The following is a 23,552-nucleotide window of genomic DNA, read 5'->3' on the forward strand; positions in this document are numbered from 1 at the left end:
CAATACAAATTCAAGGAGTGGAGTTAATCATGATGAAGACGCTTAAGGGAATGCTGCTGTCATTGATCGCAATCAGTATGGTGTTTGCTCTGGCTGCCTGCGGAAGCGGAAGCGCAGGGGAAGCCAAGAAGGTGGTCATCTACACCAACGGGGATGAAGAGGCCGTCGCCGCTATGGAAACATCGTTGAAGAATGCCGGTTACGAAGGGCAGTATCTCGTGCAATCCATGGGTACATCCGAACTTGGCGGGAAACTGATGGCTGAGGGGAGCAAAATCGAGGCGGATCTCGTGACGATGAGCTCGTACTTTATCGAAAGCTCGCAGACCAAGCACTCCATGTTTAAGGACTTGGCTTTTGACGCAGGCGCTGTCGGAACTTATCCGAAATACTACACCCCGATTCTGGCGAATACCGGCGCCATCTTCGTGAATACGCAGGTGCTGAAAGACAAAGGTTTGCCGATGCCAACCTCCATCACGGATCTGACCAAACCGGAATTCAGCGGACTCGTATCGATTCCGAACATTATGGATTCCTCCACCGGTTGGCTGCTGGTTCAGGCGATTATTAACCAATACGGCGAAAATGCGGGACGCCAAGTGCTCCATGATCTGATTGCCAATGTGGGACCGCATTTGGAGAGCTCGGGCTCGGGTCCGATCAAAAAAGTACAGGCTGGAGAAGTGGCTGCGGGCTTCGGACTCCGCCATCAGGCGGTAGCGGCCAAAGCTGACGGTGCACCGATTGATTACGTGGATCCGGTCGAAGGAAACTTCTCGCTCACCGAGTCGGTTGCCGTGGTGGACAAGAAGAATGCCACGACGGATCTAGCGATGAAAATGGCAGAGACCATCGTAAAGGATGCCCGCAAAGATCTGATTGCGAACTACCCGGTTGCCCTGTACGAAGGGGAGACCGTGGATGAAGTCAACAAACCTGCGTACTCGATGACCTTTGAGAAGCCGCTGACCGTAGAGCTGCTGGAAGAGCATCAGCAATTCTTCAACGGATCCAAAGAATAAGCCAGCATAGGAGCGATGTGAATGAATACCTACAAGCTTTTGACCCCGGGACCTTTGACGACAACCAAGACGGTGAAAGAGGAGATGCTCTTTGACCGCTGTACATGGGATGATGAATATAAATCGATTACGCAAAAAATCAGATCGCGGCTCCTGGCACTCGCCGGGGCGGATCAAGAGCGGTACACCGCCGTGCTGATGCAGGGAAGCGGCACCTTTGCTGTCGAAGCCGTCATGACGTCAACCATCTCAAAAGATGATAAAGTGCTGATCGTAACAAACGGCGCATATGGTGAGCGGATCGTGAAAATGGCGGAGTATATCGGACTGAATTATGTGGAGTACAGAGTGAATTACGACGAACATCCAAGCGAGGATGAACTGCGAGCCATACTGCACAAGGATGTGAGTATTACGCATATCGCGATGGTCCATTGCGAGACGACAACCGGGATTTTGAATCCGTTGGAGATGGTTTCGTTGTTGTCCAGAGAATACGGAAAAACCCTCATCATCGATGCGATGAGCAGCTTTGGCGGAATGGAAATCGCTGTTCAGGGACTTGGCGTCGACTACCTGATCAGCAGTGCGAATAAATGCATCCAGGGCGTTCCGGGGTTTGGCTTCGTGATCGCCAAGCTGGAGAAGCTTGCAGCCTGCGAAGGGATTGCGCGCAGCCTGTCGCTCGACCTGTATGACCAATGGAAGGGCATGGACAAGGACGGCAAATGGCGTTATACTTCGCCGACCCATGTTGTGGCCGCCTTCTCCAAAGCGTTGGATGAGCTGAACGAAGAAGGCGGTGTATCGGCGAGATTCAGCCGTTACCGGAATAACAATCGCCTGCTGCGGGAGAGATTGGCGCAAATCGGTATCCAGGCTTACATTACCGATGACAAGCAATCCCCGATCATCACCACGTTCTTATTCCCGAGTGAAGGGTTTAGCTTCGAGCACTTTTACGCTTACATTAAAGAAAGAGGCTATGTGATATATCCCGGCAAGCTGACTGACGTGGATACCTTCCGCATTGGGAATATCGGAGAAATTTATGAGCGCGATATCGAACAGTTATGTCATATTATTGAAGAATATATGGGGGTGACGGCACAATGAGCCGAATCGAAGGCGTTATATTGGACTGGGCAGGAACCGCTGTGGATTTTGGATGCTTTGCACCGGTGAACGTGTTCGTCGATATTTTTAAGAATGCGGGCATTGAAGTGACGATGGATGAAGCGAGAGCGCCGATGGGGATGCTGAAGATCGATCATATTCGTGCCATGCTGTCCATGCCGAGAGTGTCGGCGCTGTGGGAAGCGAAGTACGGGAGAGCTTTCGATGAGCAGGACGTAGAGCGGCTGTATGCGGAATTCGAGCCGGCCTTGATGGCTTCCTTATCCGAGTACACAGACCCAATCCCGGGTGTCATCGAGACGGTTGAAGTTTTGAAGAGCCAAGGCTTGAAGATCGGTTCTACGACAGGATATACAAGCAGCATGATGGAGGTTGTGGCCGCCAATGCCCGGCAAAAGGGCTACAGCCCGGATGTCTATTTCACGCCGGATGATACGAATTCCCAAGGAAGGCCTTATCCTTACATGATTTATCGGAATATGGAGTCTCTCCGTTTATCGGCATCCTGGAAAGTCGTTAAGGTAGGGGATACCGTCTCGGACATAAAAGAAGGCGTGAACGCAGGCGTATGGTCGGTTGGCGTCATCATCGGCAGCTCGGAAATGGGCTTGAGTGCAGAAGAGTTCCATGCCCTGTCAGAATCAGACCGGAGTGCCGCGATTTCGAAAACCGAACAGACGTTTATCCGTAGCGGTGCCGATTTTACGCTTCGGACGATGAACGAGCTGCCGGAATTAATCGAGAGAATTAGCGGTATGCTGGCTGAGGGGAAAAGACCGGGGCTTCAGCGCTAGGAAGCCATTTAGGCCTATCGATATGCCGGTAAAGCATTGCGGGAACATATAACCCGAGAGCTGAAGGAAAGGGAACGGTGCTATAGGTTACCCCTCACCTCGCTAAAAAAGAGCAGTCCACATGGACTGCTCAGACTGTCGGGAAAAAAGAACTCCACAGCCATCTTGTATGCGTGTGAAACGAAACGAATGGTGAATCGCCCCAGTAATGATAGAAGAACCAAGTATACGATCCCATACTTGGTTCTTTGTGATATCAACGTATACCCGCCTCGTAATTCACTTTATTATTTCGACTGCAAAAACTCCAGCACAGTACTCAGGAACTCGGATTGATATTCCACATTCGTTAAGTGTACGGATGGGAACAAGACGAACGTGGAATTCGGCACCGTTTTAGCGATCAATTCACCGTGGCTCGGAAGCGTCACGGTATCATACTGCCCGCTAATGACGAGTGTTGGGCTGCTGATCAGGGAAGCCGTCCGGCGCATATCCATATCACGGATAGCAGCCCAGCTTCCTGCGATTCCATGTGGGCGAGTCGTCAGCACCATCTCCCGAAAAGAAGCAACGATCGCGTTTTCTGACTCCACCATATGTGAGGGAAACCAGTTCTTAATGAATGTATCGGCGAACTCGGGAAGGTTCTCAGGTTGCAGCACAGATGTGATTAAACCTTGCCATTGCTCAGCCGGTCCCAGATAGGAGGACGTATTGCTTAGGACGAGCCGGTCGATCCGCTCCGGAGCGTGGATCGCAAGCCATTGTGCGACCGCACCGCCTAACGATAGCCCAAGGAAATGCACGCGGTCAATGTGAAGCGAGTCAAGCAGCTCGATGACATCCCGTCCCAGTCGGTCGAACGAATAGGGAACCTCAGGTGTATCCGATTCGCCATGTCCCCGATAGTCGTAGCGAAGCACGAGGAAATGCTCTGAAAGATCAGCTATTTGGCCGTCCCACATGTGCATTGTGGTTGCAATTGAGTTCGCCAGCATCAGTACCGGTTTACCGGCTGGACCATCCATTCGATAAGCAATTCTAACTCCATCAATGGTCGTGAAAAAGTTTAACCCATTTATCATTGTGCTCTCATGTAATTTCGTAGTCATATTCTCCATCTCCCTTGTCGGTTCATAATGAAATTATATTTGAATTATTTTACAATCGAAATGGAGTTATAAAGGAGTTTGGGGTCAAAAAACTTAATAATTACGTTGCTTACGCCATTAACTTTAAAAAATGAGGTGCATGGATTATGGATCACATAGACAATAAAATCTTATCGATCCTTCACGAAAATGCTCGAATTACGATTTCCGAGATGAGCCGATTAATCGTGATGTCCCAGCCGGCCGTGACAGAACGGCTTCGGAAACTGGAGGAGCAGGGAGTTATAACGGGGTATCGTGCAGTGCTTGCCCCATCGAAACTCGGCAAGTATACCACAGCGTTCGTACTGTTTAAATCGAATAACTGCAGGGAGTTCGAGGCATACGCAGAGTCGGCTCCGGAGATCGTCGATTTCTACAGGACGAGCGGAGAGTACAATTATTTATTGAAGGTTGTCACCGCAACGAGTGAAAGCTTGGAAACCTTCCTTGAAACGTGCAACACGTTTGGCCATTCATCGACGCTTGTCGTTCTGTCCACACGATTCGAGGATAAAAGTCTGGTCTCAAGCCAGGATGCATCGAACACCATTCCACGCATTAATCCGCCGGGTATTTGAGCTGCATCGTTGGAGCAGCAAGATCTCTAGTAATAGAGCAAGAATTACCAAGTAAATGATATTTCCGGCACTGCTTGTACACTATCGCCTAACACAATTCCGCTAAAAAAGAGCAATCCACATGGACTGCTCTTTTTTCCTCTTATTGCACATACGCACCAATAAACTCCGTCACTTCGCGGTCATATCCCTCGGGATCGAACTGGCGAGCCATGCCGTGGCCTGCTTCGGGGACGATGAACAGCTTCTTTTGCTCCGGACCATTCTCGTACAGCTCATACACCATCTCGGTAGGTACGAACAAATCGCCGCCGCCGTGAATGAACAGCGTTGGTGTTTTGGATTTCTTCACCTGCTCGAGTGCGGATGCTTCGCCGAAGGAGTATCCGGCGCGGATCTTGGTCAACAGGCTCGTGGATTGAACCAGTGGGAAGGAGGGCAGCTTATACATGCGCTTCAGCTGATATTTCAGCTCATCCGTGACCGAGGTATATCCGCAGTCCTCAACAATGGCTTTTACCTGGGGAGGAAGCTCTTCGCCACTGGTCATCATGACCGTTGCACCGCCCATGGATACTCCATGAAGGACAACTTGCGAGCTTTCACCCGTATGCTCGATGACTTGATCGATCCATTTCAGATAATCCTTGCGCTCCGGCCAGCCGAAGCCGATGTAATCGCCTTCGCTTCGTCCATGACCTCGCGCATCGGGCAGAAGCACGTTGTAACCCAGGTCCTTATGGTACATTTGGGCGAATCCGCTCATCTGCTCCGAATGCCCGGAGTAGCCATGAGCAATGATGACGGTTTTATCCGTCGATACCTCGGCAGGTAAATAGTAAGCATGCAGCTTCAGACCGTCGTCTGAAGTAAGGTTCCATTCCTCGAAGCTCTGCTGGGCCCACCATTCCTTGCTGTCCGCAAAGGGATTGTCGATATTCGAATTGGCTTCCAGGTCCGGGTTGCCGTTCAGAAAGCCCTTGTCGGCGCGGGCAATAGCGACGTTATAGAAGTAGAAGCTTGCTCCGACAATAATGAGAACTAGAAATGCGATGATTGCTGCTGACATGATCATAATCCTTTTTTTCATGTTGATGGTTATCCTCCCCGTATTCATGGGACAAGCACGATGAATGTGATAAGGAAGGCATAGTCGATACGATATCGTTCCTTCCACCTATCATATCGCACGTCCCCTAATTAATCTATATCGCGGATCACGTTCGTTTCATGGGTGTTACATCAATTCTATCGGTTGGGGTAGCCTAAAGATAAAGAGCTGTAGCAGGAGGCGAGAGAGAATATGAACAAACGCTTCATCAGCCTAATTCTTGCCATCGTTATGGTTATGGGTTTAACGCTGCCGTCCCATGCCGAGGAGACCTATTCTTCACCGAAGAAGGATAGTGCGCAGCTGCAATATCAGGATATGCTGATGCTATTTCTGCTTCCTCATATCGATGAGGCGGTTCGCGGGCATTATATCCACACGTTGAAGGAGCAGCCTCTTGTTTATCCATACTTTGTGGATGTGACCGAAGTGAAGAGGGTGAATGGATTCCGCGGTTTTCATTTCATCATTACGCTTGAGGCCAATCCAACGGTTGGTCCCCATATTTCGGTTGGAAAGGATCGGCTTGTGTTTGAAGTAGCTCCGACGATTCCCGGCGGTATGGTCAAGCTGGTGGAATACAAACATTTGAAGACATATGAACTACCTCCGCATTGGCAAAATATCGTGAAGTAACGGCGGCGAAATCGATCCAATGTCAAAAAACAAGCAAACGCGGTTCGCGCGTTTGCTTGTTTGGCATGGAGATCATGGTGCGTTTATCGGGTCTCACACCCTCAAGCATTGAAGTAGCAGGTAGGGTACCTGGCGAGGTAATGCTTACCAGCTCTCATAAACCGGTCGATCCGGTCCCGGTTCGGCCTGGATCCAGCCGATGGCGAGCAGAACGATGATGGCGATGAAGGCAGCTGGCAGTACCCATTTCCAGGCAGATGCGAGCATTCGCACAGCAGGGGACATTAGGGCAAGAATCAGCCCGATCAGCACCACGCTGAATAGGTGAATCCCTGGCGGCAGCATAAGGAACACAATATGAAAGACCGAAGTGAACATCAGGACAGGGATCAGGGACGTTCCCAGTACGACCGCCGGATGGTTTAAGGATTCGATCGGGTCCCGGGTAAATGCCGCCCATGTCAGTGCCGCGTAATGGACCAGCAGCGGAATCGCAAATAAATAGCTTGCGCCCGGCAGGAACCCGGTTGAGCCGACAAGCAGCAGCAGGAACAGGAATGAGCCTCCCAGCAGCATCTCCATTTCATTCACTTTCCGCACGATCCAGCGGGTGAGCGCAACATGAACGATGAAGGTTACCAGGATGAAGCTGACACTGTACAGAAGCGAATCATAGGTTGCCCCTGTGGGCTGCGTCATTTTGCCGGCCCACAACGTATCAACCAGCGACCACAGGCCAAAGCTTAGCGCTGCCGAGAGCACGATGGCCGCAATCGGGGTTAGCAGGCCGAGCAAACTTCCCTTGAGGGAGAGTCTGGAGATACGGGCAAACAGTACCGCGAATGCCATCCATATCGCCGCGAACACCACGGTGATCGGGATCGCCCATTTTGCAGGGTAATGAATCAGCAGGCCAAATAGATTGAAATAAATACGGTTGTCTGTTGAAGCCAGGTTGGTCAAATCAAGATTGCCAAAATGCTTTGCCACGGCCAGCGCATTCTCGCCGTGATGCTGCATGGTTTCAAGGGAGACGTTCTCCGTGTTGTCCATCGGGGTATGATAAGCGACCCACCCATCGCCATAGGCAAAGTTAAGTCCCGGGAGACCATGCTCAAGCGCCACCGTCAAATCGGTATCGTTCGGCAGTTGTTTGTAGAGGTCCACCAAGAGCGAGTTGCTGACAGGATTGGATACGGCTTGTGCGTATTCTTCAATGATCCGACTATTGCTGTCGCTGGTCTGGAACATGAAGGAGGAACCCTTCGATCCCCGGGCTTCAAAATTCGCAATCATGCCAACCTCAAGGTGCTGCGGGTCACGGAAGAACACTTCCGCCCCCAGTAGGCCCTTCTCTTCCCCGTCTGTCAGCAGAATCCAAATGTCATTCTGCGGCGGAGGTCCGGCTTGGATCGCTCTTGCCGTCTCCAGCAAAGAAGCTACGCTTACCGAAGCATCATTGGCTCCGGGTCCGGTAGAGACCGAGTCATAATGGGACATAAGCAGGAGCGGTTTGCCCGATCCGGTGCCCTTAATGACACCCAGAATGTTCGTAAGCTGAATGTCGGCGTCGATGTACTTGGTTGTCAGTCGGCCATTAAATTCTTGAACGTCCGGGTTCAAGCCGAGCTGCTTCATCTGTTCCACCAAGTAAGCTCTGACTTCCGCATTGGCAGGCGAACCCATCGGATGGGGTTCTTGTGCGATGCGCTCGACATGCGCCATCGCGCGTTCGGCAGAGAACTCGGTTGCGGGCGCATCGATATTTCTGGCTTCTGGCGGCTTCTCGAACCACAGCATGAGGGAGATAACGAGTATGACGGTGAGGATGGTTGTAAGCGGCAGCCAATAAGGAGGTCTGTAATCCGGCGGTCTACTCAATTGAATTTGCATGATAAGTACTCACTTCCTTTTTATAATCATTCAGGCGTTTCGTAAAGCGATCTTTCATCGTATGTAAGAAAGCGGCTCTTACACAGCGTAGTTCCAGAATATGACATGTGTCAATATAAGATTGAGAATGATCAGCATTCCATGCATAACACAAAGCAAGAGCCTCCATCAGAATGGAAGCTCTTTTGATTTATATTCAATGTTCATTTTTTCATACCATGCGTTCAGACCGGTCCAGAGCTGTTCGCAAAGCTCATACACATGATCGATCTGGAGAAGCTGACCCCGCATCACCAATTGTGCCAGCTCATCGTATCCCGAAGGCCTGGATTTCAGGGACAGTGATTCCTCCAATGTCTTGGCTCTTGTATTGTAAAACGTTCGGTTGGCAAGTCCAATCAGCTTGGCCGTCTGCCAGGTCAGGTCCTTGGCTCCAAGCGGGAGGTAGCCTAAGTTACCGGATTGGACGTTGTTTCGTATTTTGCCCATCGTTTCGTAGGGTTCCCAGATCATGAATTCCCGCATCGTTTCTTTGATGGCTTCGTCTGAAACCTGGAGGGGCAGCTTCCGAATTTCAGCAAGCAGGTTCGCCGGATCGTAGATTTCCTGTAGATGGACATAAGCGCCCGCTGTAATCGCCCATGAGTCGTCCACCGACGCTGCATCCTTGAATATGTCCTGCTTTTGTTCCATGCCGATTTCGATTTTGAAAGGGGGGTATATGAATTCATATCCGGGCAGGGAGACTCCGTCCTGTGTAACAACTTGAAGTTCAATGTCCGAGTAAGGACCATCAATCCCTTGTGCAATCGAACCGTACAAGCCAATGGCCAAAATGTTATCGCCGTACAACTGAAGCAGTCGGTCTTTGATTTGATGAATGATGTTCATTTTCTCTTCTCTAGTCGTAGCAGCAGGATAAGGCAGCATAAGGAAATCCCCTCCGAAGAAAGTTAGTTATCTATATTATAGTATAAATAGAACGGTTGTATTAGGGGGTGACGGGTTTTTGAAGTTTAGGAGAGTTCTAGCCTGGCTCGTCTTGGTGATAGTGATTGGTTGTTCTGGTTTGAGCAAGATAGCTGTGCCTGAGGACCTTCTCGCGGAGGGGGAAGATGAATTACGAATTCATTATTTCTATGAAGATGCCCATGCCGCGAATGAGCTGGATGAGCAAGCTCGGATTGTATGGTGGAGTGAAGAGGTCGACGATATGCCCGATGCCGACACAGAGGTTTTACAGGCAGCCATGTTACATAACGTAAGGGAGGAGATCGCCAAGCAAAAGGCCGAAACGTTAGGACTTAGAAGATTTCCGTTTTTTGTAGTGGTGAACCATAAAGAAGTTGCCTTGAAAACAGCTGACTTGAATGATGTTGTAGACTTCCTAAAGAAGAACAGGTAGAGATCGTAAAATCCTTATCCCCTCATTCCATCTTATGGTAATATATCCTTGCGGAAGTGGGGAAGTAGCCATCGCACCCGCTCCCGCAATAAATAGCTGAGGTGAGTAGAGATGAGTAGAGCTGAGCAGAGTCAAGGCAAGACCAAGCAGGAACTGGACCGGGTTGTATTCATTGGCCGCACGTTTGAAGAATACACGCATATGTTTGATTTGGAAATGTCGAACCTAGCCGGCAAAAGCGTATTGGATTGCCCTTCCGGTGCGTGTTCGTTCACCGCTCACGGTGCGAAGCGAGGTCTCGATATAACGGCCAGTGATATTGCCTATGACCACAAGCCGGATGACCTGGAGGCCAAGGGGCTGCAGGATATTGGGCATGCGATGGAAACGATGGAGCAGGCGAAGAGAAATTATATCTGGGACTATTATGGAGATGTGGAGGGGCTTCGTCAGCATCGCCAGCAAGCGCTCCGTGATTGCGTTCAGGATATGAGGGAGTTTCCGGATCGCTACGTCGCTGCGGTACTGCCGGAGCTGCCTTTTGATAACAATCAGTTTCATCTGGTGCTGTCCGCCCATTTTCTGTTTATCTACAGTGACCGATTGGATTATGACTTTCATGTCCAGACGATTCGGGAGCTGCTGCGGGTTGCCTCGGAAGAGGTGCGCATCTTTCCGTTAACCGATTTGTCGGGGGGGCGCTACGCTCATTTGGAGCGCCTGATTCATGAGCTAGAAGCAGACGGTTTTCGGGTGGCGGAAGTTAAAGTGCCTTATGAGTTTATGAAGAACGGCAATTCGCTGTTGAGCATTCGTAAGATATAAAAGGTGGGGAGGGAGCCGGCAATGTGCCGGGCTCCCTCTGTTATTAATTGGGGATGGTGGATGTCGTCAGGGAACATGGCGCGCCGTATTCACTGTTCCAATGAATGCTCCTGTCTTACAGGAGCGCGGAGAATGGTTTTCATGGAGGAGGAGGCGGCTTTTCGTGGATCGGACAAATAAACCTCATGATGATGCCCGTCCTGTACGTAATGATGCTGTTTCATGTAAGCATACATTTTCGCCAGCGTATCAGGCTCTGTGCTGTAGGGGCCGATATGCATGATTTGGACGCATAGTCCCTCATGGATCGTTTCCAATACCACTTGCTGAATGGGCTCCAGATGATTTTTCTTGGAGAAGGCTTTGTCCCGTGCGGAATCGACGATCTCCGGGGTGACAAACGCCGGCATCCGAATGAGCAGCTTCCAATGCCATTCCTCTTTTGGAACCTCCAAACCATACCGATCCGAGTTAACCCACCATTGCCCTTCAAGTTTAGGAACGGTGAAATCCTGAATCTCCGCCTTGCAATATCCCTTAACGCCATAGGCAACGGTATACAGCGCCTCGGTTGCATTCTCGAAAAGGGAGCTTTCGGGCGCGCCTTGACCTTCGAACGACAGATAGGGCAAGGGATCAAACTGCACGAGCTCGGGGGTGTTCCCGGCTGTATAATAGGTTTTATCGCTTTTGGCCAGATCGAGTTTAGGAAGCGGCATACATGAATCTCTCCTTTTTGGACATGATTTACGCCTATCATAAACCAGCTTCACTGACAGCATAGGAGTCAGTGAAGTTGTTGAAGGATCAGTCCTCGTAATATGCGGCCAGGTCTCGGGCCGTCTCGGAGAGAACAGTTCGCAGCTGCTGCGGCTCAAGTACTTTGACTCCTTTGCCAAAAGAAAGCAGCAGATAAGGCATGTATTGCAGCATCCAATCCGGATGCATACGGAAATCGGCCTCATCGTCATTGCTTCTTGCGACAAGATAAGGCTGTAGGAACCACTGGTTGCATAACGTGTCCAGAACCTCGGAGCGACCTTGAAGGCGAACGGTTACCAACGTCGGTTCCTTCGCCTTCGACTTCGTATTGTGATCCTGATACTCATGAATATGGCTCATATAATCATGTACCGAGAAATGTTCCGGCATTTCAAATGTACGGCCTGTTACGCACAGGCTGTTCATCCGGTCTACCCGGAATACGCGGAGGGCCTCCCGTTGATGGCAATAGGCAATCAAATACCATTTGCCGAGCCGGTAGATCAGCCCATAGGGATCAATATGGCGCTCCTCCACGGAGCCGCTGAAGGACTTCGCATATTGAAGGACCAGGGTTTCGCGTCTGGCAATGGCTTGCTCTAACTCTCGCAATCTGGGGTGAAGCAAGGCACTCTGTGATGGCAGTGGGATGTGAATGCTGCCAACATGACGCCTCAAGTCTTCCAATTGAGATTCCTGAAGCCGGTGCTCAATCTTGGTTAGTGCCTTTTCAAGAGCATCCGTAAACGGATAGTCCGCTTGCCGGGCAAGTAGCGCACTGTGTTCCATGGCTTTAAGCTCGGTTAGTTCGAAGAACAGCGGCACGCTTAAAAAAGAATCGGGCAGCCTGAATCCCCCGCCATGTCCGGATTCGGATATGATAGGGACCCCGCTCATATCCAGCGTGTCGATGTATCGGTAGACCGTTCGGACACTTAGCTCAAGCCTCTCCGCCAATTGCTCGGCCGTCATTTTTTTATGGGATCGAAGCAGCCATAGTATGGATAACAGATAGTCCAGCTTAGCCATGGACAGCACTCGCTTTCTTCATGTTATTTCGGTTATATCCGGCTTAATGAAGCTATTATAACAATCCATGAGGGGGTATGATCAAGCGAATAAAACGGGGTTTCCTGGTATAACAAATAACAAAACTTCAATATTGATATTGAATGATGGTTTGTTATAATGTGTTCAACAGAGAGGGGGCGTGAAGATGGGCAGTCGGGCGGACAATGTAAGTCCCGTTTCGGTGCTCATTGAACCTATGTCACATGACCAACCACTAACGAAAGAAGCCATATTGGACGCGGCCGAGCAGACGCTTCGGCGCTATGGTCCTGACAAAACCTCGGTTGTCGATGTTGCCAAGGCGCTTCAAGTCAGCCATGGATCCCTGTATCGGCATTTTCCCAGCAAGGCCGCTCTGAGAGAAGCCGTAACGGAACGGTGGCTGCAGCGGATTGCGGATCCGTTACAGAAGATTGCAGACGGAACGGAGGGCAGCGCCACCGATCGCTTGCGGTTATGGACGGATACCCTCATCCGGGCCAAACGGGCTTATGTCCTCGAGGATCCCGAGATGTTTGCCATGTATACGACCGTGACGCTGGAAGCCGTCAAGGTAATTGATACGCATGTAAAGCTGTTAATCGGACAGGTTGCCCAGATCATCGATCGAGGGATGCTTACTGGTGAATTTAAGCCGGGCCAGTCGGAGTCGGTGGCAAAAGCCTTTTTCATGGCAACGTCCCTGTTTCATCATCCGGTGCATGCTTCTCAGTGGACCTCGCAGGAGATTGAAGCCGATTTTGACTCGGTGTGGGCCATATTGTTATCCGGAATCGCGAAACAGTAAACGGGTGAGAATCATAGTTAGAGGGAACTAAGCAGGGGTAGAGGCGGCCGTTATGCATTTCCGAACAGCACTTCGGGAGCTGGTGCAGCGAGATCACCCATTACGTTAAAAAGATGCTATTCTTGGCGATGTGCATGAGATAGCGTCTTTTTTGTATATATATCATTACAAATGACAAAAATATAAAACTGTCACTTGTAATTTGTAATGTGTAGACATATAATCAAATTACAAAAAATGACGTACAGATCAGAGGATCCATCTGATGAGATATTCGTGCACCTAATTCATATGCGGGAGGTTGTATCATGACAAAGAGTTTATCGGGCAAGGTAGCTATCGTAACGGGAGCATCAAGAGGCATCGGGCGTGAAATTGCGGAGAGACTTGCGGAGAACGGGGCTAAAGTAGTGGTAAACTATGCAAGCAGCCCGGCTAAAGCCGAGGAAGTGGTGAGCGCCATTAAGCAAAGCGGCGGCGAAGCCCGGGCCATTCAAGCTGATATTCGTCAGGTAGCAGCGATTGAACGACTGTTTGGTGAAACGATCGAGGTTTATGGCGGCATCGATATTCTCGTGAACAATGCCGGCATCATGACAACTAAGCCGGTTGCTACCATGAGGGAGGAAGATTTCGATCAGCAGTTTGCGATTAATGTGAAGGGGACTTATTTCGCGATCCAGCAGGCTTTTCACCATATGAATTCGGGCGGCCGCATCATCAATTTCTCGACGTCGGTGGTTGGGCAGATGTTCCCGGCGTACAGCGTATATGCAGGCACGAAGGGCGCTGTAGAGCAGTTTACGCGTCAGTTGGCCAAAGAATTCGGACCCAAAGGAATTACAATTAACGCAGTGGCGCCCGGACCGATTAATACGGAGCTCTTTACAGTTGGCAAATCGGAGGAGCAGATCGCGGGTATCGCAAACATGAATGCTTTCGGACGTCTGGGAGAACCGGATGATGTTGCAGGGGCCGTCCTCTTTCTGGCCGGTGAAGAGTCGAAATGGATCACAGGCCAAACGATCCGCGTGAACGGCGGTTTTGTGTAATACTCACACCATCAAAATAACGCAAGAACAAAAAGGCACCGGGAGTCCGGTGCCTTTCGTTACGCATACGGTCGATCTGTTGTAGAGAATCCTAAATACGTATCAACCAACATGGAGTATAGACTTCCCTGAATGCGTGGGAAAGATCGCTGTTCTCCGCAAACGCCCCTTAATCCAAGTCCTTCCACTTCACGTCCAGCGTTGGAGGGGTGTAGCTATCCATGAGCTCGAGCAGCTTGAGCGGGTCATCGGAGAGGTTGATCAGGTTTAGGTGGGAGGCATTGGAGAAACCTTCCGTGATACTGTACTGAATCAGCTTCATGAACGGCTCATAATACTCCCGGACATTCAGCAGCCCGATCGGTTTCTGATGAATTCCGATTTGCGACCAGCACAATACCTCGAACAATTCCTCAAAGGTTCCAAAACCGCCCGGTATGGCGATAAACCCGTCGGACAGCTTCGCCATCGTCGCTTTGCGCTCATGCATATCCGCTACTTCAATGAGCTGGGTCAGCTCGGTATGTACAATCTCGCCTTTAAACAGTCCTCTCGGCATCACCCCGATAACTTCACCGCCATGCTGCAAAACGGCGTTAGCCACTTCACCCATCAATCCGATTTTGGAGCCGCCGTATACGAGCTTGTATTGGTTGTGGGCAATATGTCTGCCGAGCTCGGCAGCTTTCGCTTTATAATCTGGATGTTCCCCCATGTTCGATCCCGCAAATACACATATGGATTTCAATTCGCACACTCCTTGACAAGATGTTGATATTTCATTCGTGTAATTATACTATATATAGTGATTTATGTCATGGCGTCGATGAACTATGTTGTTAATGATCATCAGATGGCACCTCTTATCTTATGGCATACATGTTAGCATTATCATGAGTTTGTTCTTGAATTGTGTAAAAAGTAAAGGTTTAGTCATCCCAGGGAATCGCGGAGGTAGCACAAGTATGGATATGAATGAAGCGCAGCAATGGATTAAACAATTTTATGGAGAGCGAGGCTGGACCGAGTACGGCCCCTTTATTCGCGTTGGGTTTTTGATGGAGGAGACAGGGGAAACGGCGCGTGCCGTTCGCGCTTATGAGATCGGCAGGGACCGCCCTGACGAGGAGGTTCAATCCAAGGAACAGCTCAAGCAGGATTTGGTGGAGGAGATCGGCGACGTGCTCGGCAACATTTCACTGTTGGCGGATCTTTATGGGATTTCGCTGGAAGAAGCGTTTACGGCCCATCAGCAGAAGCTGCTGAAGCGGTTTGGTTCTTAAATGAACGAAAGTCGGGTCCTTCCTATCATCAGATGATGACATGGCGGAGTCATTGAATGGCTGAATGGCAGCATACATAACCGGCTTGATAGCGCATCGCAGGAATTATGGCAGTAGCCAGAAAGCCGAAAGGATACGTCCGGGTTTAGAACTGTAAAAAGGCTGCAACCCAGGGTCCAATGGACGTTGGGGTGCAGCCTTATCATATTATATCATCTAATGAGCTTGAATTATGCTAGGATACCAGGACTTTGCGGAATTCCTGCGTCAGCAGCGGAACGATGTCGAACAGATCGCCGACGATGCCGTAATCGGCTACCTTGAAGATCGGTGCCTCAGGGTCTTTGTTGATGGCGATAATGACCCGCGATTGGCTCATGCCGGCCAGATGCTGGATGGCGCCGCTAATGCCGCAGGCAATATAGATCTCGGGCGTAACGACTTTGCCGGTCTGCCCGATCTGGAGCGCGTAATCGCAGTAGCCGGCATCACAGGCGCCTCGCGATGCGCCGACGGCACCGCCGAGCAGGTCCGCGAGCTCCTCCAGCGGCTGGAAGCCTTCCGCGCTCTTCACGCCGCGCCCGCCGGAGATGACGATTTTGGCTTCCGAGAGGTCGATTTTTCCCGTGGTTTTGCGGACGACGTCCTTTACCACGGAGCGGAGGGAAGGGGCAGGGTAAGCGATGTCCTCAATGCTGGCGCTCGCGCCTTCGATGGCTTCCGCAGCAGGAATATTGTTCGGACGCACCGTGACCACCCACGGTCCGTTCTGGAAGACGCGCTTCTCAAAGGCTTTACCCGCATAGAGCGGACGAGTGAACACCACTTCTCCACTTTCCGTCTCGATCGCGGTTACGTCGGAAATTTGCCCGGCATTCAGGGAAGCGGCGACGAGCGGTGCTAAATCGCGGCCGATAGCTGTATGTCCGAAGAGTACGGCATCCGGCTTGGCCTGACCGATAACCGCTTCAATGGCGGCCATATAAGCTTCAGGATTATAATTTTCCAGATCATCATGCTCAACCGTATAGATCGTATCGGCACCATAGGCGTTCAGGGCCGATACAGCCTCCGTAATGTTGGAGCCCGCAACCAGAATGCGGATGCTGTCACCGTCACCTGCAATCAAGCGAGCCGCGCCAAGCGTTTCGAGAGCAACCTGACGCAGCTTCCCATCCCGGTTCTCGGCATACACTAATATCGTTTTGCTCATATCATAACCTCCTAGGATCCATTTGGGATTGAAGAGAAGAGATTTGACGATTTAACCAACCTGAGCAACTTAAGCGAATTCAGGGGATTTCCTCAGAAGCGCTGCTGCTCGGATTTCGCGGAACGTATCAAGCGAAAAGCGTGCATGACGGACATCCCGTAAACCATACAATCAGAATACATAGGGAATGATGGCGCGGCTCTCCGTCGGGTCCGTGTAACCGCATTCAATAGTACGAGTCAAAGGGGTATATTCGTACATTCGAATACCCGTTCATCAGATCACTTTCGACTGGGTGCGGAGCAAGGATACCAGCTCATGCGCCACTTCGGCGGGCTCGCCCTTCAGAATGCGTCCTGCACTTCGCTCCGGCGGCAGGGACAGCTCGCTTTGCTTCGTTGCCGGCTGGATATCGGCTTCCGATAATCCGAGATCATCCAGGGTCAACGTCTGAAATGGCTTTTTCTTAGCCTTCATGATGCCAGGCAGCGATGGATAGCGTGGTTCGTTCAAACCTTGCTGTGCCGTGAAAATCGCCGGGAGCTGAACCTCCAGCACTTCAAGATCGCCTTCGGCATCCCGGTGCACTTCAGCCGTGGTACCGTTCAGCGTAAGCTTGGTAATGGAGCCGGCATGTGAAATACCGAGAAGGCTTGCCAGGCGAATGGCCACCTGACCCGAACCGCGGTCAACGGAGAAGTTGCCGCCGAGGATCAGATCCGGGCTTTCCTTGGACAAATACGCGTGCAGCACTTTGGATACCGCATATTCATCGTCCGGAATCCGCTCGTCGGAGATCAGCACGGCATCATCTGCACCCATCGCGAGGGCAGTGCGTAGGGTCTCTGCCGTACGATCCGGCCCGACGGACAAGAGTGTCACGCTGCCGCCGTGGTCATCCCGAAGCTTCACGGCTTCTTCCACCGCATATTCGTCATACGGATTGATGACAAATTTCACCCCATCCTCGGCAATCGATCCGTTCTCAATCGTAATTTTTTCCTCCGTGTCAAAGGTCTGTTTAAGCAATACCACAATCTTCATCGGTTAAACGCTCCCTTCAATATGAATATCAGCGGGACTTATTGTCCGCCGGAAACACCGTTCAGGAAAAAGCTAAGCGTCTCATCCGCCTGATCGGTCAGAGAATACTTGCGGCCGGAGATCAGCCAAGAGGTCACCGCTTCGTCCATCGCGCCAAAAATCAGGTTGCGCACCAGCTTGACGTTCAGATCGGAACGGAATTTCTGTTCTTTGATGCCCTGTTCCAGAATATTCTCGATCAGCACAATATATGGCTTCAAAGCGCTGCCGATTTCCTTGCGCAGCTCCAGATCGCTCTGCCGCAGCTCAATCTGAGTGACATAAGCAAGCTCAGGATTGCTCTCCAGCTCCGAAAAATGGATGCTGCACACCGTCCGCAGCGCTTCCACGGCATCCGTGGTTCCTTCCACGCTTTCGTGGAATTTGCCGACCAGCTCGCCAAGCTTCTCCTGGAACAGGCGGATCAGGATATCCTCCTTCCTCTTAAAGTACAAATAGATGGTGCCGTCAGCCACGCCGGCAGCTTTGGCGATCTTGGAAACCTGGGACCGGTGGTAGCCGTTCTCGGCGAATACTTTCAGGGCGCCCTGGAGAATAAGGTGGTATTTTTCATTTTTTTTACTTGTCATATGCTCACCCCGGTGTTAGAATACAGTTAAAATTATGAATGAATACTCATTCATTTCTTGTATCCATCATAAAATACGTTCATGTCGTTGTCAACGATGGGTTACGAAGAAGCGCGAAATGGATGAAGCAGTTGGATCAGAGCAGCAGAATAAGGCGTTCATATCAGAGCAATAGACGGCAGTTCAACCGGAAGAAACAAGTCACTGGGTATCCGCAGGCAAGTACAGATGAGAGCGATGTACGGATGAAGAGATGTAGCCAGAAACGATGAAGTTCGGTTTAGAGTGGTCGGCACGGCACGATGTGGAGGTCTATTTTTGTTCCTCTAATGAAAGCGCTTCATATATGTCCCGACATGAACACATGACAAGAGGTTTCGGAAGGAGTGACAGGAGCTTCGCAAAATGGGACGCTGCACAAGACTATGAGAAGAAAGAAGGATTTTTAACGCAAGGGGCTGAGAGAGATGATTCTGACATTAATCAACGCGCTGCTCTTTGTCTTGATCACCGGTTGGGCGGTGTATATGTTCGCCACCGTGGTGTATCGCCGGTACCTGTATATCCGTTTGGGCAAGCCAGCGAATTCGAAGAAGGATCTGAAGGAACGCCTGAGCCAATTCGCCATCCAGGTATTCGGACAGAGCAAGCTGTTTAAGGATCGCAAGAGCGGCATCATGCATTTTATTGTGTTTTACGGATTTATCATTTTGCAGTTCGGTGCGCTCGACATCATCTGGAAGGGATTGTCCGGCCACAGCCTGCCGATTCCGGGGCACGCCGGCTTTATTCTCATGCAGGAGATTACGGTTGCGCTGATCCTGCTCGCTATCGGTTATGCGGCTTATCGCCGCTATGGCGAGAAGCTGAAACGGCTCAAGCGGGGCTGGAAGCCAAGCATTGTCGTGTTTTTCATCACCACGCTGATGGCTTCGGTGCTGCTGACGATGACTTTTGAACGGCTCATGGAAGGACTGGCGTGGTCCGCCATGGCACCGATCTCCTCCAGCATTGCGGCCGTGTTTGCCTGGATGCCGCCGGTGGCGGTTACGGTTTGCTATTACGCGTTCTGGTGGCTGCATCTGTTGATTCTGCTATCGTTCCTTATCTATGTGCCGCAATCGAAGCATTTTCACCTCATTACGGCGCCGATCAACATTCTGGTCCGCCGTACCGATCCCCCGAGCAAGCTCAGCACGCTGGATTTGGAGGATGAAGAGGCCGAGGCATTCGGGGTAGGCAAGATTGAGGATTTTACGCAGAAGCAGATGCTCGATTTCTATGCCTGCGTTGAATGTGGAAGATGCACCAACGTATGCCCGGCCTCGAATACAGGCAAGCTGCTGTCGCCGATGCACATGATTGTGAAGCTAAGGGATCATCTCACGGAAAAAGGGGCTGCGCTCACCTCCAAATCAGCATGGATGCCAGCCTCTGTGTTTGGATCACCCGGCGTTCACTCCATGGGCGCAACGGATCTGGCCCTTGTCGGCTGGAAGGGCGAGGGCATTACCGATATCGGCCCGACGATGGAGGTGCAGAAGCGCTCCTGGCATCAGTTTGAGGGCGTCGACCCGAAGGACATTCAATTGATCGGCGGCGTCATGACGGAAGAAGAGATTTGGGCGTGCACGACCTGCCGCAACTGCGAGGATCAGTGCCCGGTCGCGAATGAGCATGTCGACAAAATCGTGGACCTTCGGCGTCATCTCGTTCTGATGGAGGGCAGTGTGCCGCAGGAAGGCCAGCGCGCCATGCAAAACATCGAACGACAAGGCAACCCTTGGGGAATCAGCCGCGCGGACCGGAGCAAGTGGGTGAAGGAGGTCGACCCGGAAGGGACGCTGGATCTGAAAATTCCAACCGTGAAGGAAAATCCGGATTTCGACGTGCTGTTCTTTGTCGGCTCCATGGGCTCTTACGACAATCGCAGCCGCAAGATCACCAAGGCCTTTGTCCGGCTTATGAATGAAGCGGGCGTCAACTTCGCCATTCTCGGCAACGAGGAGAAGAATTCGGGCGATACGCCGCGCCGGATGGGCAATGAATTTCTGTTCCAGCAGCTGTGCATGGAGAACATCGAGACATTCCAGAAGTACGATGTGAAACGAATCGTGACGGCTTGTCCGCATACCTTCAATATTTTGAAGAATGAGTATCCGGAATTTGGGCTTGAAGCCGAGGTGATTCATCATACGGAGCTGCTGGACCAGCTGGTGAAGGAAGGGCGTCTTAAGCCCAAATACCGGGTTCAGGAGAAAATCACCTATCATGACTCCTGCTACCTGGGACGGTATAACGACGTGTATGATCAGCCGCGCAGCGTGCTTCGCGCCATTCCTGGCGTCGAGCTCCTGGAGATGGAGCGAAATCGCGAGAACGGGATGTGCTGCGGCGCCGGCGGCGGGCAGATGTGGATGGAGGAGGATGCGGGCAAGCGCGTGAATCTGGCGCGTACCGAGCAGGCGCTGGCTGTATCTCCGACGATGATCAGTTCAGCCTGTCCGTTCTGCCTGACGATGCTGGAGGACGGCACGAAGCTGAAGGAAGTGGAAGAAAGCGTAAAAACGCGAGATATCGCGGAAATCCTGGAGTTATCCGTATTCGGTCTATCCGAAATCCATGAACAGGAGGTCGTTGTGCAATGAGCAATACCATTACCAAGGAATCCGTCAGCGGTTCCGGTGTCGCAAGTCGAAACATAACCAAAGCCGCCGTGATCGGCTCTGGCGTCATGGGGTCGGGGATCGCCGCCCATCTCGCCAATGCCGGCATTCCCTGCCTGCTGCTCGACATCGTTCCGAAATCCTTAACCGCCGAAGAGGAAAAAGCCGGATTGTCGCTGGATCATCCGAAGGTACGAAACCGGCTTGCGGCCAAAGCCATTGCCGCTCTGCCCAAATCAAGCACAGCTCCGCTGTATAGCGTCGATTTTGTGGGCCGGATCACCCCAGGCAATACCGAGGATCATCTGAGCCAGCTGAAGGACGTGGATTGGATCATTGAGGTGGTCACGGAGCGCCTGGAAATCAAGAAAAGCATCTTCAAGCAGATTGAGGGCGTGCGCAAGGAAGGATCAATCGTCAGCACGAATACCTCTGGCATTTCCGTTAATGCGATGGTCGAGGACTGCAGCGAGGAATTCCGCAGCCACTTCCTGGGAACCCATTTCTTCAATCCGCCGCGTCATATGAAGCTGCTGGAGATTATCCCGGGCTTTGATACGGATCCGGACATTACAAAGTTTATGGTTGATTTCTGCACGAAGCGCCTTGGTAAAGGGGTTGTGCTTGCGAAGGATACGCCGAATTTCATCTCGAACCGGATCGGCACCTACGGTCTTCTGGTCACATTGCAGGAGATGGTGAAAAACAGCTATACCGTGGAGGAAGTGGATGCGGCCACGGGACCCGTTCTGGGGCGTCCGAAGAGCGCCACCTTCCGTACGCTGGATTTGGTCGGCATCGATACCTTTGTTCATGTGGCCAGAAACGTGTACGACTCCGTGCCGGACGGGAACGAGAAGGACGTGTTCACGGTTCCCGATGTCATGAATGAGCTTGTCACCCGCGGCTGGATCGGTGAGAAGGGCGGCCAGGGATTCTATAAAAAAGTAAAGAGCGAGCAAGGCAGCAAAATTTTATCGCTCAACCTGTCCACGATGGAGTACAATCCGAGCGCCAAAGTGAGCTCCGCTTCCATCGAAGCCGCCAAAGCGGTGAAGGGAGCCAAGCGGAAGATCAAGGCATTCCTCGGTACGCAGGATCGTTACTCTGAACTGGCTTGGAATGTATTGAAGCAAGTGCTTGTCTATGCGGCCGACAAGCTCGGAGAGATAGCCGATTCCATTCAGGACATCGACAACGCGATGAAATGGGGCTTCAACTGGGAGCTCGGTCCATTCGAGACCTGGGATCTGATCGGACTGCCGGAATCCGTGCAGCGCATGGAAGCGGAGGGCATGATCGTCCCGGCTTGGGTGAAGGATTGGATTGCCGCCGGGAACAAGTCCTTCTATCAGCAGAAGGACGGCGAGGTGTTCCATTATTTCAAAGGCGAGTATAAGGGCGTAGAGGTTCAGCCTGAGCTGATCTCGCTGCAAGCGCTCAAATCGCAAAACCGGATCATCCGCTCGAATACGGGGGCGAACCTGATTGATATTGGAGATGGCGTGGCATGTCTTGAATTCACGTCCCCGAACAATGCGATCGGCGCCGATATTCTGGTCATGATCCAGCAGAGCGTGGAAGAGGTCAGGGCCAATTACCGCGGGCTGGTGCTGGCGAACGAAGGCCGCAACTTCTGCGTCGGCGCCAACCTGATGCTTATGCTGATGGAAGCGCAGAGCGGCGATTGGGATGAGGTGGATGACATCATCCGTCTGTTCCAAGGCAGCATGATGAAGCTGAAGGGGTTGGAGAAGCCGGTTGTGGCTGCGCCTCACCGGATGACGCTGGGCGGCGGCGTGGAAGCGTGCCTGCCGGCTGACCGGATCATTTTCTCGGCGGAGACCTATTTCGGTCTCGTAGAAACGGGGGTCGGCCTCATTCCGGCAGGCGGCGGCTGCAAGGAGCTGGCGCTCATGACCAGCAACCGTCATCCCGACAAGGAGAGCGACCTCCAGCCGGAGATTAACAAAATCTTCGAGATGGTGGCGATGGCGAAGGCATCGACCAGCGGACATGAAGCAATCCGCATGGGTTATGGGCGCAGCGGGGATACGGTGGTCATGAATCAGGATTACCGGATCTATGAAGCGAAGCAGGCGGTACTTGCGATGGACCGGGCAGGCTATGTTCCGCCGCAGCCGGGCAAAGCCCGCGTGGTCGGCCGCGACGGCCGGGCCGTGCTCCAGATGGGCGCCATCGACATGAAGCGCAGCGGTTATATCAGCGATCACGATCTGTTGATCGCGAAGAAGCTGGCGCACATCCTGACGGGCGGCGATGTTCCCGCGGGAACCGTGGTGAGCGAGCAGCATCTGCTCGACCTGGAGCGGGAAGCGTTCCTCAGCCTGCTCGGCGAGGTCAAAACCCAGCAGCGCATGCAGCATATGCTGGCGAAAGGCAAGCCGCTGCGGAATTAGGGGCGATTCAGCTTGGACGGTACTTCCTTGGCAATTTTGAGCGTCTCGACTTCCGGTCTCTCCT

22 protein-coding genes are annotated in these 23,552 nt (G+C 51.8%); 12 read left to right on the forward strand and 10 right to left on the reverse strand.

All coding sequences use genetic code 11. The annotated features are described in order from the left end of the window. Positions 1 to 29: 29 nt before the first annotated feature. The 3 genes from BJP58_RS21200 to phnX are packed head-to-tail and all read left to right on the forward strand — an operon-like array spanning position 30 to position 2,956. Positions 30 to 1,025, forward strand: coding sequence for an extracellular solute-binding protein (locus BJP58_RS21200; RefSeq protein ID WP_194540433.1), 996 nt, complete (start codon positions 30 to 32; stop codon positions 1,023 to 1,025). Between the two features lie 21 nt (positions 1,026 to 1,046). Then, the gene (phnW, locus tag BJP58_RS21205) at positions 1,047 to 2,141 is read left to right on the forward strand and encodes a 2-aminoethylphosphonate--pyruvate transaminase (protein WP_194540434.1); all 1,095 of its coding nucleotides are present in this window, start codon (positions 1,047 to 1,049) and stop codon (positions 2,139 to 2,141) included. Next, positions 2,138 to 2,956, forward strand: a complete 819-nt coding sequence (gene phnX / locus BJP58_RS21210) for a phosphonoacetaldehyde hydrolase (protein ID WP_194540435.1) — start codon at positions 2,138 to 2,140, stop codon at positions 2,954 to 2,956. Before phnW ends, phnX begins: the two co-directional genes overlap by 4 nt. 287 nt (positions 2,957 to 3,243) lie before the next feature. On the opposite strand, the gene BJP58_RS21215 is transcribed toward phnX, so the two are convergent. Next, positions 3,244 to 4,071, reverse strand: coding sequence for an alpha/beta fold hydrolase (locus tag BJP58_RS21215; RefSeq protein WP_194540436.1), 828 nt, complete (start codon positions 4,069 to 4,071; stop codon positions 3,244 to 3,246). 146 nt (positions 4,072 to 4,217) lie between these two features. On the opposite strand from BJP58_RS21215, the gene BJP58_RS21220 reads away from it, so the two are divergent. Beyond that, complete coding sequence (locus tag BJP58_RS21220; protein WP_194540437.1) at positions 4,218 to 4,691, forward strand: Lrp/AsnC family transcriptional regulator; 474 nt, start codon at positions 4,218 to 4,220, stop codon at positions 4,689 to 4,691. Positions 4,692 to 4,833: 142 nt separating this feature from the next. Here BJP58_RS21220 and BJP58_RS21225 read toward each other — a convergent pair whose 3' ends face one another. Continuing rightward, the gene (locus BJP58_RS21225; protein ID WP_194540438.1) at positions 4,834 to 5,781 is read right to left on the reverse strand and encodes an alpha/beta hydrolase; all 948 of its coding nucleotides are present in this window, start codon (positions 5,779 to 5,781) and stop codon (positions 4,834 to 4,836) included. A 213-nt stretch (positions 5,782 to 5,994) separates the two neighbouring features. On the opposite strand from BJP58_RS21225, the gene BJP58_RS21230 reads away from it, so the two are divergent. Further along, positions 5,995 to 6,438: a DUF3888 domain-containing protein gene (locus tag BJP58_RS21230; protein WP_194540439.1), complete on the forward strand. Its 444-nt coding sequence runs from the start codon at positions 5,995 to 5,997 to the stop codon at positions 6,436 to 6,438. A 144-nt stretch (positions 6,439 to 6,582) separates the two neighbouring features. On the opposite strand, the gene BJP58_RS21235 is transcribed toward BJP58_RS21230, so the two are convergent. Both BJP58_RS21235 and BJP58_RS21240 read right to left on the reverse strand, forming a co-directional pair. After that, entirely contained in the window at positions 6,583 to 8,331 is a 1,749-nt protein-coding gene (locus tag BJP58_RS21235; protein ID WP_194540440.1) for a M28 family peptidase, read from the reverse strand. A gap of 168 nt (positions 8,332 to 8,499) precedes the next feature. After that, complete coding sequence (locus BJP58_RS21240; protein WP_194540441.1) at positions 8,500 to 9,261, reverse strand: kanamycin nucleotidyltransferase C-terminal domain-containing protein; 762 nt, start codon at positions 9,259 to 9,261, stop codon at positions 8,500 to 8,502. 79 nt (positions 9,262 to 9,340) lie between these two features. Between BJP58_RS21240 and BJP58_RS21245 the strand changes: the two genes are divergently transcribed. Together BJP58_RS21245 and BJP58_RS21250 are read left to right on the forward strand one after the other, a co-directional pair. Then, complete coding sequence (locus tag BJP58_RS21245; protein ID WP_194540442.1) at positions 9,341 to 9,736, forward strand: hypothetical protein; 396 nt, start codon at positions 9,341 to 9,343, stop codon at positions 9,734 to 9,736. Positions 9,737 to 9,847: 111 nt separating this feature from the next. Further along, the gene (locus BJP58_RS21250; RefSeq protein WP_194540443.1) at positions 9,848 to 10,561 is read left to right on the forward strand and encodes an SAM-dependent methyltransferase; all 714 of its coding nucleotides are present in this window, start codon (positions 9,848 to 9,850) and stop codon (positions 10,559 to 10,561) included. A gap of 89 nt (positions 10,562 to 10,650) precedes the next feature. Here the strand turns inward: BJP58_RS21250 and BJP58_RS21255 are convergent, their stop codons facing one another. Together BJP58_RS21255 and BJP58_RS21260 are read right to left on the reverse strand one after the other, a co-directional pair. Continuing rightward, positions 10,651 to 11,280, reverse strand: a complete 630-nt coding sequence (locus BJP58_RS21255; protein WP_194540444.1) for a GyrI-like domain-containing protein — start codon at positions 11,278 to 11,280, stop codon at positions 10,651 to 10,653. 88 nt (positions 11,281 to 11,368) lie between these two features. Then, a complete protein-coding gene (locus BJP58_RS21260; RefSeq protein WP_194540445.1) occupies positions 11,369 to 12,352 on the reverse strand; it encodes a helix-turn-helix transcriptional regulator in 984 nt (327 codons plus the stop codon). A 187-nt stretch (positions 12,353 to 12,539) separates the two neighbouring features. On the opposite strand from BJP58_RS21260, the gene BJP58_RS21265 reads away from it, so the two are divergent. Continuing rightward, the gene (locus tag BJP58_RS21265; protein WP_233354710.1) at positions 12,540 to 13,181 is read left to right on the forward strand and encodes a TetR/AcrR family transcriptional regulator; all 642 of its coding nucleotides are present in this window, start codon (positions 12,540 to 12,542) and stop codon (positions 13,179 to 13,181) included. A gap of 308 nt (positions 13,182 to 13,489) precedes the next feature. Next, positions 13,490 to 14,233 (forward strand): SDR family oxidoreductase, encoded by a 744-nt coding sequence (locus BJP58_RS21270; protein WP_194540446.1) that lies wholly within the window; start codon positions 13,490 to 13,492, stop codon positions 14,231 to 14,233. A 169-nt stretch (positions 14,234 to 14,402) separates the two neighbouring features. On the opposite strand, the gene BJP58_RS21275 is transcribed toward BJP58_RS21270, so the two are convergent. Then, positions 14,403 to 14,981, reverse strand: coding sequence for an LOG family protein (locus BJP58_RS21275; protein WP_194540447.1), 579 nt, complete (start codon positions 14,979 to 14,981; stop codon positions 14,403 to 14,405). 217 nt (positions 14,982 to 15,198) lie between these two features. On the opposite strand from BJP58_RS21275, the gene BJP58_RS21280 reads away from it, so the two are divergent. Beyond that, entirely contained in the window at positions 15,199 to 15,516 is a 318-nt protein-coding gene (locus tag BJP58_RS21280) for a MazG nucleotide pyrophosphohydrolase domain-containing protein (RefSeq protein WP_076322613.1), read from the forward strand. A 235-nt stretch (positions 15,517 to 15,751) separates the two neighbouring features. Here BJP58_RS21280 and BJP58_RS21285 read toward each other — a convergent pair whose 3' ends face one another. From BJP58_RS21285 to BJP58_RS21295, 3 genes are all read right to left on the reverse strand, one after another. Then, positions 15,752 to 16,729, reverse strand: coding sequence for an electron transfer flavoprotein subunit alpha/FixB family protein (locus tag BJP58_RS21285; RefSeq protein WP_071219552.1), 978 nt, complete (start codon positions 16,727 to 16,729; stop codon positions 15,752 to 15,754). 276 nt (positions 16,730 to 17,005) lie between these two features. After that, positions 17,006 to 17,773 carry an electron transfer flavoprotein subunit beta/FixA family protein gene (locus BJP58_RS21290; RefSeq protein ID WP_194540448.1) on the reverse strand — a complete coding sequence of 256 codons (768 nt, stop codon included), beginning with the start codon at positions 17,771 to 17,773 and terminating at the stop codon, positions 17,006 to 17,008. A 38-nt stretch (positions 17,774 to 17,811) separates the two neighbouring features. Next, the gene (locus BJP58_RS21295) at positions 17,812 to 18,402 is read right to left on the reverse strand and encodes a fatty acid metabolism transcriptional regulator FadR (protein ID WP_194540449.1); all 591 of its coding nucleotides are present in this window, start codon (positions 18,400 to 18,402) and stop codon (positions 17,812 to 17,814) included. A 467-nt stretch (positions 18,403 to 18,869) separates the two neighbouring features. On the opposite strand from BJP58_RS21295, the gene BJP58_RS21300 reads away from it, so the two are divergent. Further along, positions 18,870 to 21,050 (forward strand): (Fe-S)-binding protein, encoded by a 2,181-nt coding sequence (locus BJP58_RS21300; protein ID WP_194540450.1) that lies wholly within the window; start codon positions 18,870 to 18,872, stop codon positions 21,048 to 21,050. Continuing rightward, complete coding sequence (locus BJP58_RS21305; RefSeq protein ID WP_194540451.1) at positions 21,047 to 23,488, forward strand: 3-hydroxyacyl-CoA dehydrogenase/enoyl-CoA hydratase family protein; 2,442 nt, start codon at positions 21,047 to 21,049, stop codon at positions 23,486 to 23,488. The genes BJP58_RS21300 and BJP58_RS21305 overlap by 4 nt, the downstream gene beginning before the upstream one ends. The last annotated feature ends 64 nt before the right edge of the window (positions 23,489 to 23,552 follow it).

This window comes from Paenibacillus sp. JZ16 (genome assembly GCF_015326965.1).
Lineage (GTDB): Bacteria > Bacillota > Bacilli > Paenibacillales > Paenibacillaceae > Paenibacillus_AQ.

Excerpts from the sequence above, each read along its gene's own strand:
- BJP58_RS21295 (WP_194540449.1), bottom strand. The coding sequence starts at position 18,402 with ATGACAAGTAAAAAAAATGAAAAATACCACCTTATTCTCCAGGGCGCC.
- BJP58_RS21285 (WP_071219552.1), bottom strand. The coding sequence starts at position 16,729 with ATGAGCAAAACGATATTAGTGTATGCCGAGAACCGGGATGGGAAGCTG.
- BJP58_RS21305 (WP_194540451.1), top strand. The coding sequence starts at position 21,047 with ATGAGCAATACCATTACCAAGGAATCCGTCAGCGGTTCCGGTGTCGCA.
- BJP58_RS21200 (WP_194540433.1), top strand. The coding sequence starts at position 30 with ATGATGAAGACGCTTAAGGGAATGCTGCTGTCATTGATCGCAATCAGT.
- BJP58_RS21225 (WP_194540438.1), bottom strand. The coding sequence starts at position 5,781 with ATGAAAAAAAGGATTATGATCATGTCAGCAGCAATCATCGCATTTCTA.
- BJP58_RS21220 (WP_194540437.1), top strand. The coding sequence starts at position 4,218 with ATGGATCACATAGACAATAAAATCTTATCGATCCTTCACGAAAATGCT.
- BJP58_RS21255 (WP_194540444.1), bottom strand. The coding sequence starts at position 11,280 with ATGCCGCTTCCTAAACTCGATCTGGCCAAAAGCGATAAAACCTATTAT.
- BJP58_RS21250 (WP_194540443.1), top strand. The coding sequence starts at position 9,848 with ATGAGTAGAGCTGAGCAGAGTCAAGGCAAGACCAAGCAGGAACTGGAC.
- BJP58_RS21265 (WP_233354710.1), top strand. The coding sequence starts at position 12,540 with ATGGGCAGTCGGGCGGACAATGTAAGTCCCGTTTCGGTGCTCATTGAA.
- BJP58_RS21235 (WP_194540440.1), bottom strand. The coding sequence starts at position 8,331 with ATGCAAATTCAATTGAGTAGACCGCCGGATTACAGACCTCCTTATTGG.
- BJP58_RS21300 (WP_194540450.1), top strand. The coding sequence starts at position 18,870 with ATGATTCTGACATTAATCAACGCGCTGCTCTTTGTCTTGATCACCGGT.
- phnW (WP_194540434.1), top strand. The coding sequence starts at position 1,047 with ATGAATACCTACAAGCTTTTGACCCCGGGACCTTTGACGACAACCAAG.
- BJP58_RS21270 (WP_194540446.1), top strand. The coding sequence starts at position 13,490 with ATGACAAAGAGTTTATCGGGCAAGGTAGCTATCGTAACGGGAGCATCA.
- BJP58_RS21230 (WP_194540439.1), top strand. The coding sequence starts at position 5,995 with ATGAACAAACGCTTCATCAGCCTAATTCTTGCCATCGTTATGGTTATG.
- BJP58_RS21260 (WP_194540445.1), bottom strand. The coding sequence starts at position 12,352 with ATGGCTAAGCTGGACTATCTGTTATCCATACTATGGCTGCTTCGATCC.
- phnX (WP_194540435.1), top strand. The coding sequence starts at position 2,138 with ATGAGCCGAATCGAAGGCGTTATATTGGACTGGGCAGGAACCGCTGTG.
- BJP58_RS21290 (WP_194540448.1), bottom strand. The coding sequence starts at position 17,773 with ATGAAGATTGTGGTATTGCTTAAACAGACCTTTGACACGGAGGAAAAA.
- BJP58_RS21240 (WP_194540441.1), bottom strand. The coding sequence starts at position 9,261 with ATGCTGCCTTATCCTGCTGCTACGACTAGAGAAGAGAAAATGAACATC.
- BJP58_RS21280 (WP_076322613.1), top strand. The coding sequence starts at position 15,199 with ATGGATATGAATGAAGCGCAGCAATGGATTAAACAATTTTATGGAGAG.
- BJP58_RS21215 (WP_194540436.1), bottom strand. The coding sequence starts at position 4,071 with ATGACTACGAAATTACATGAGAGCACAATGATAAATGGGTTAAACTTT.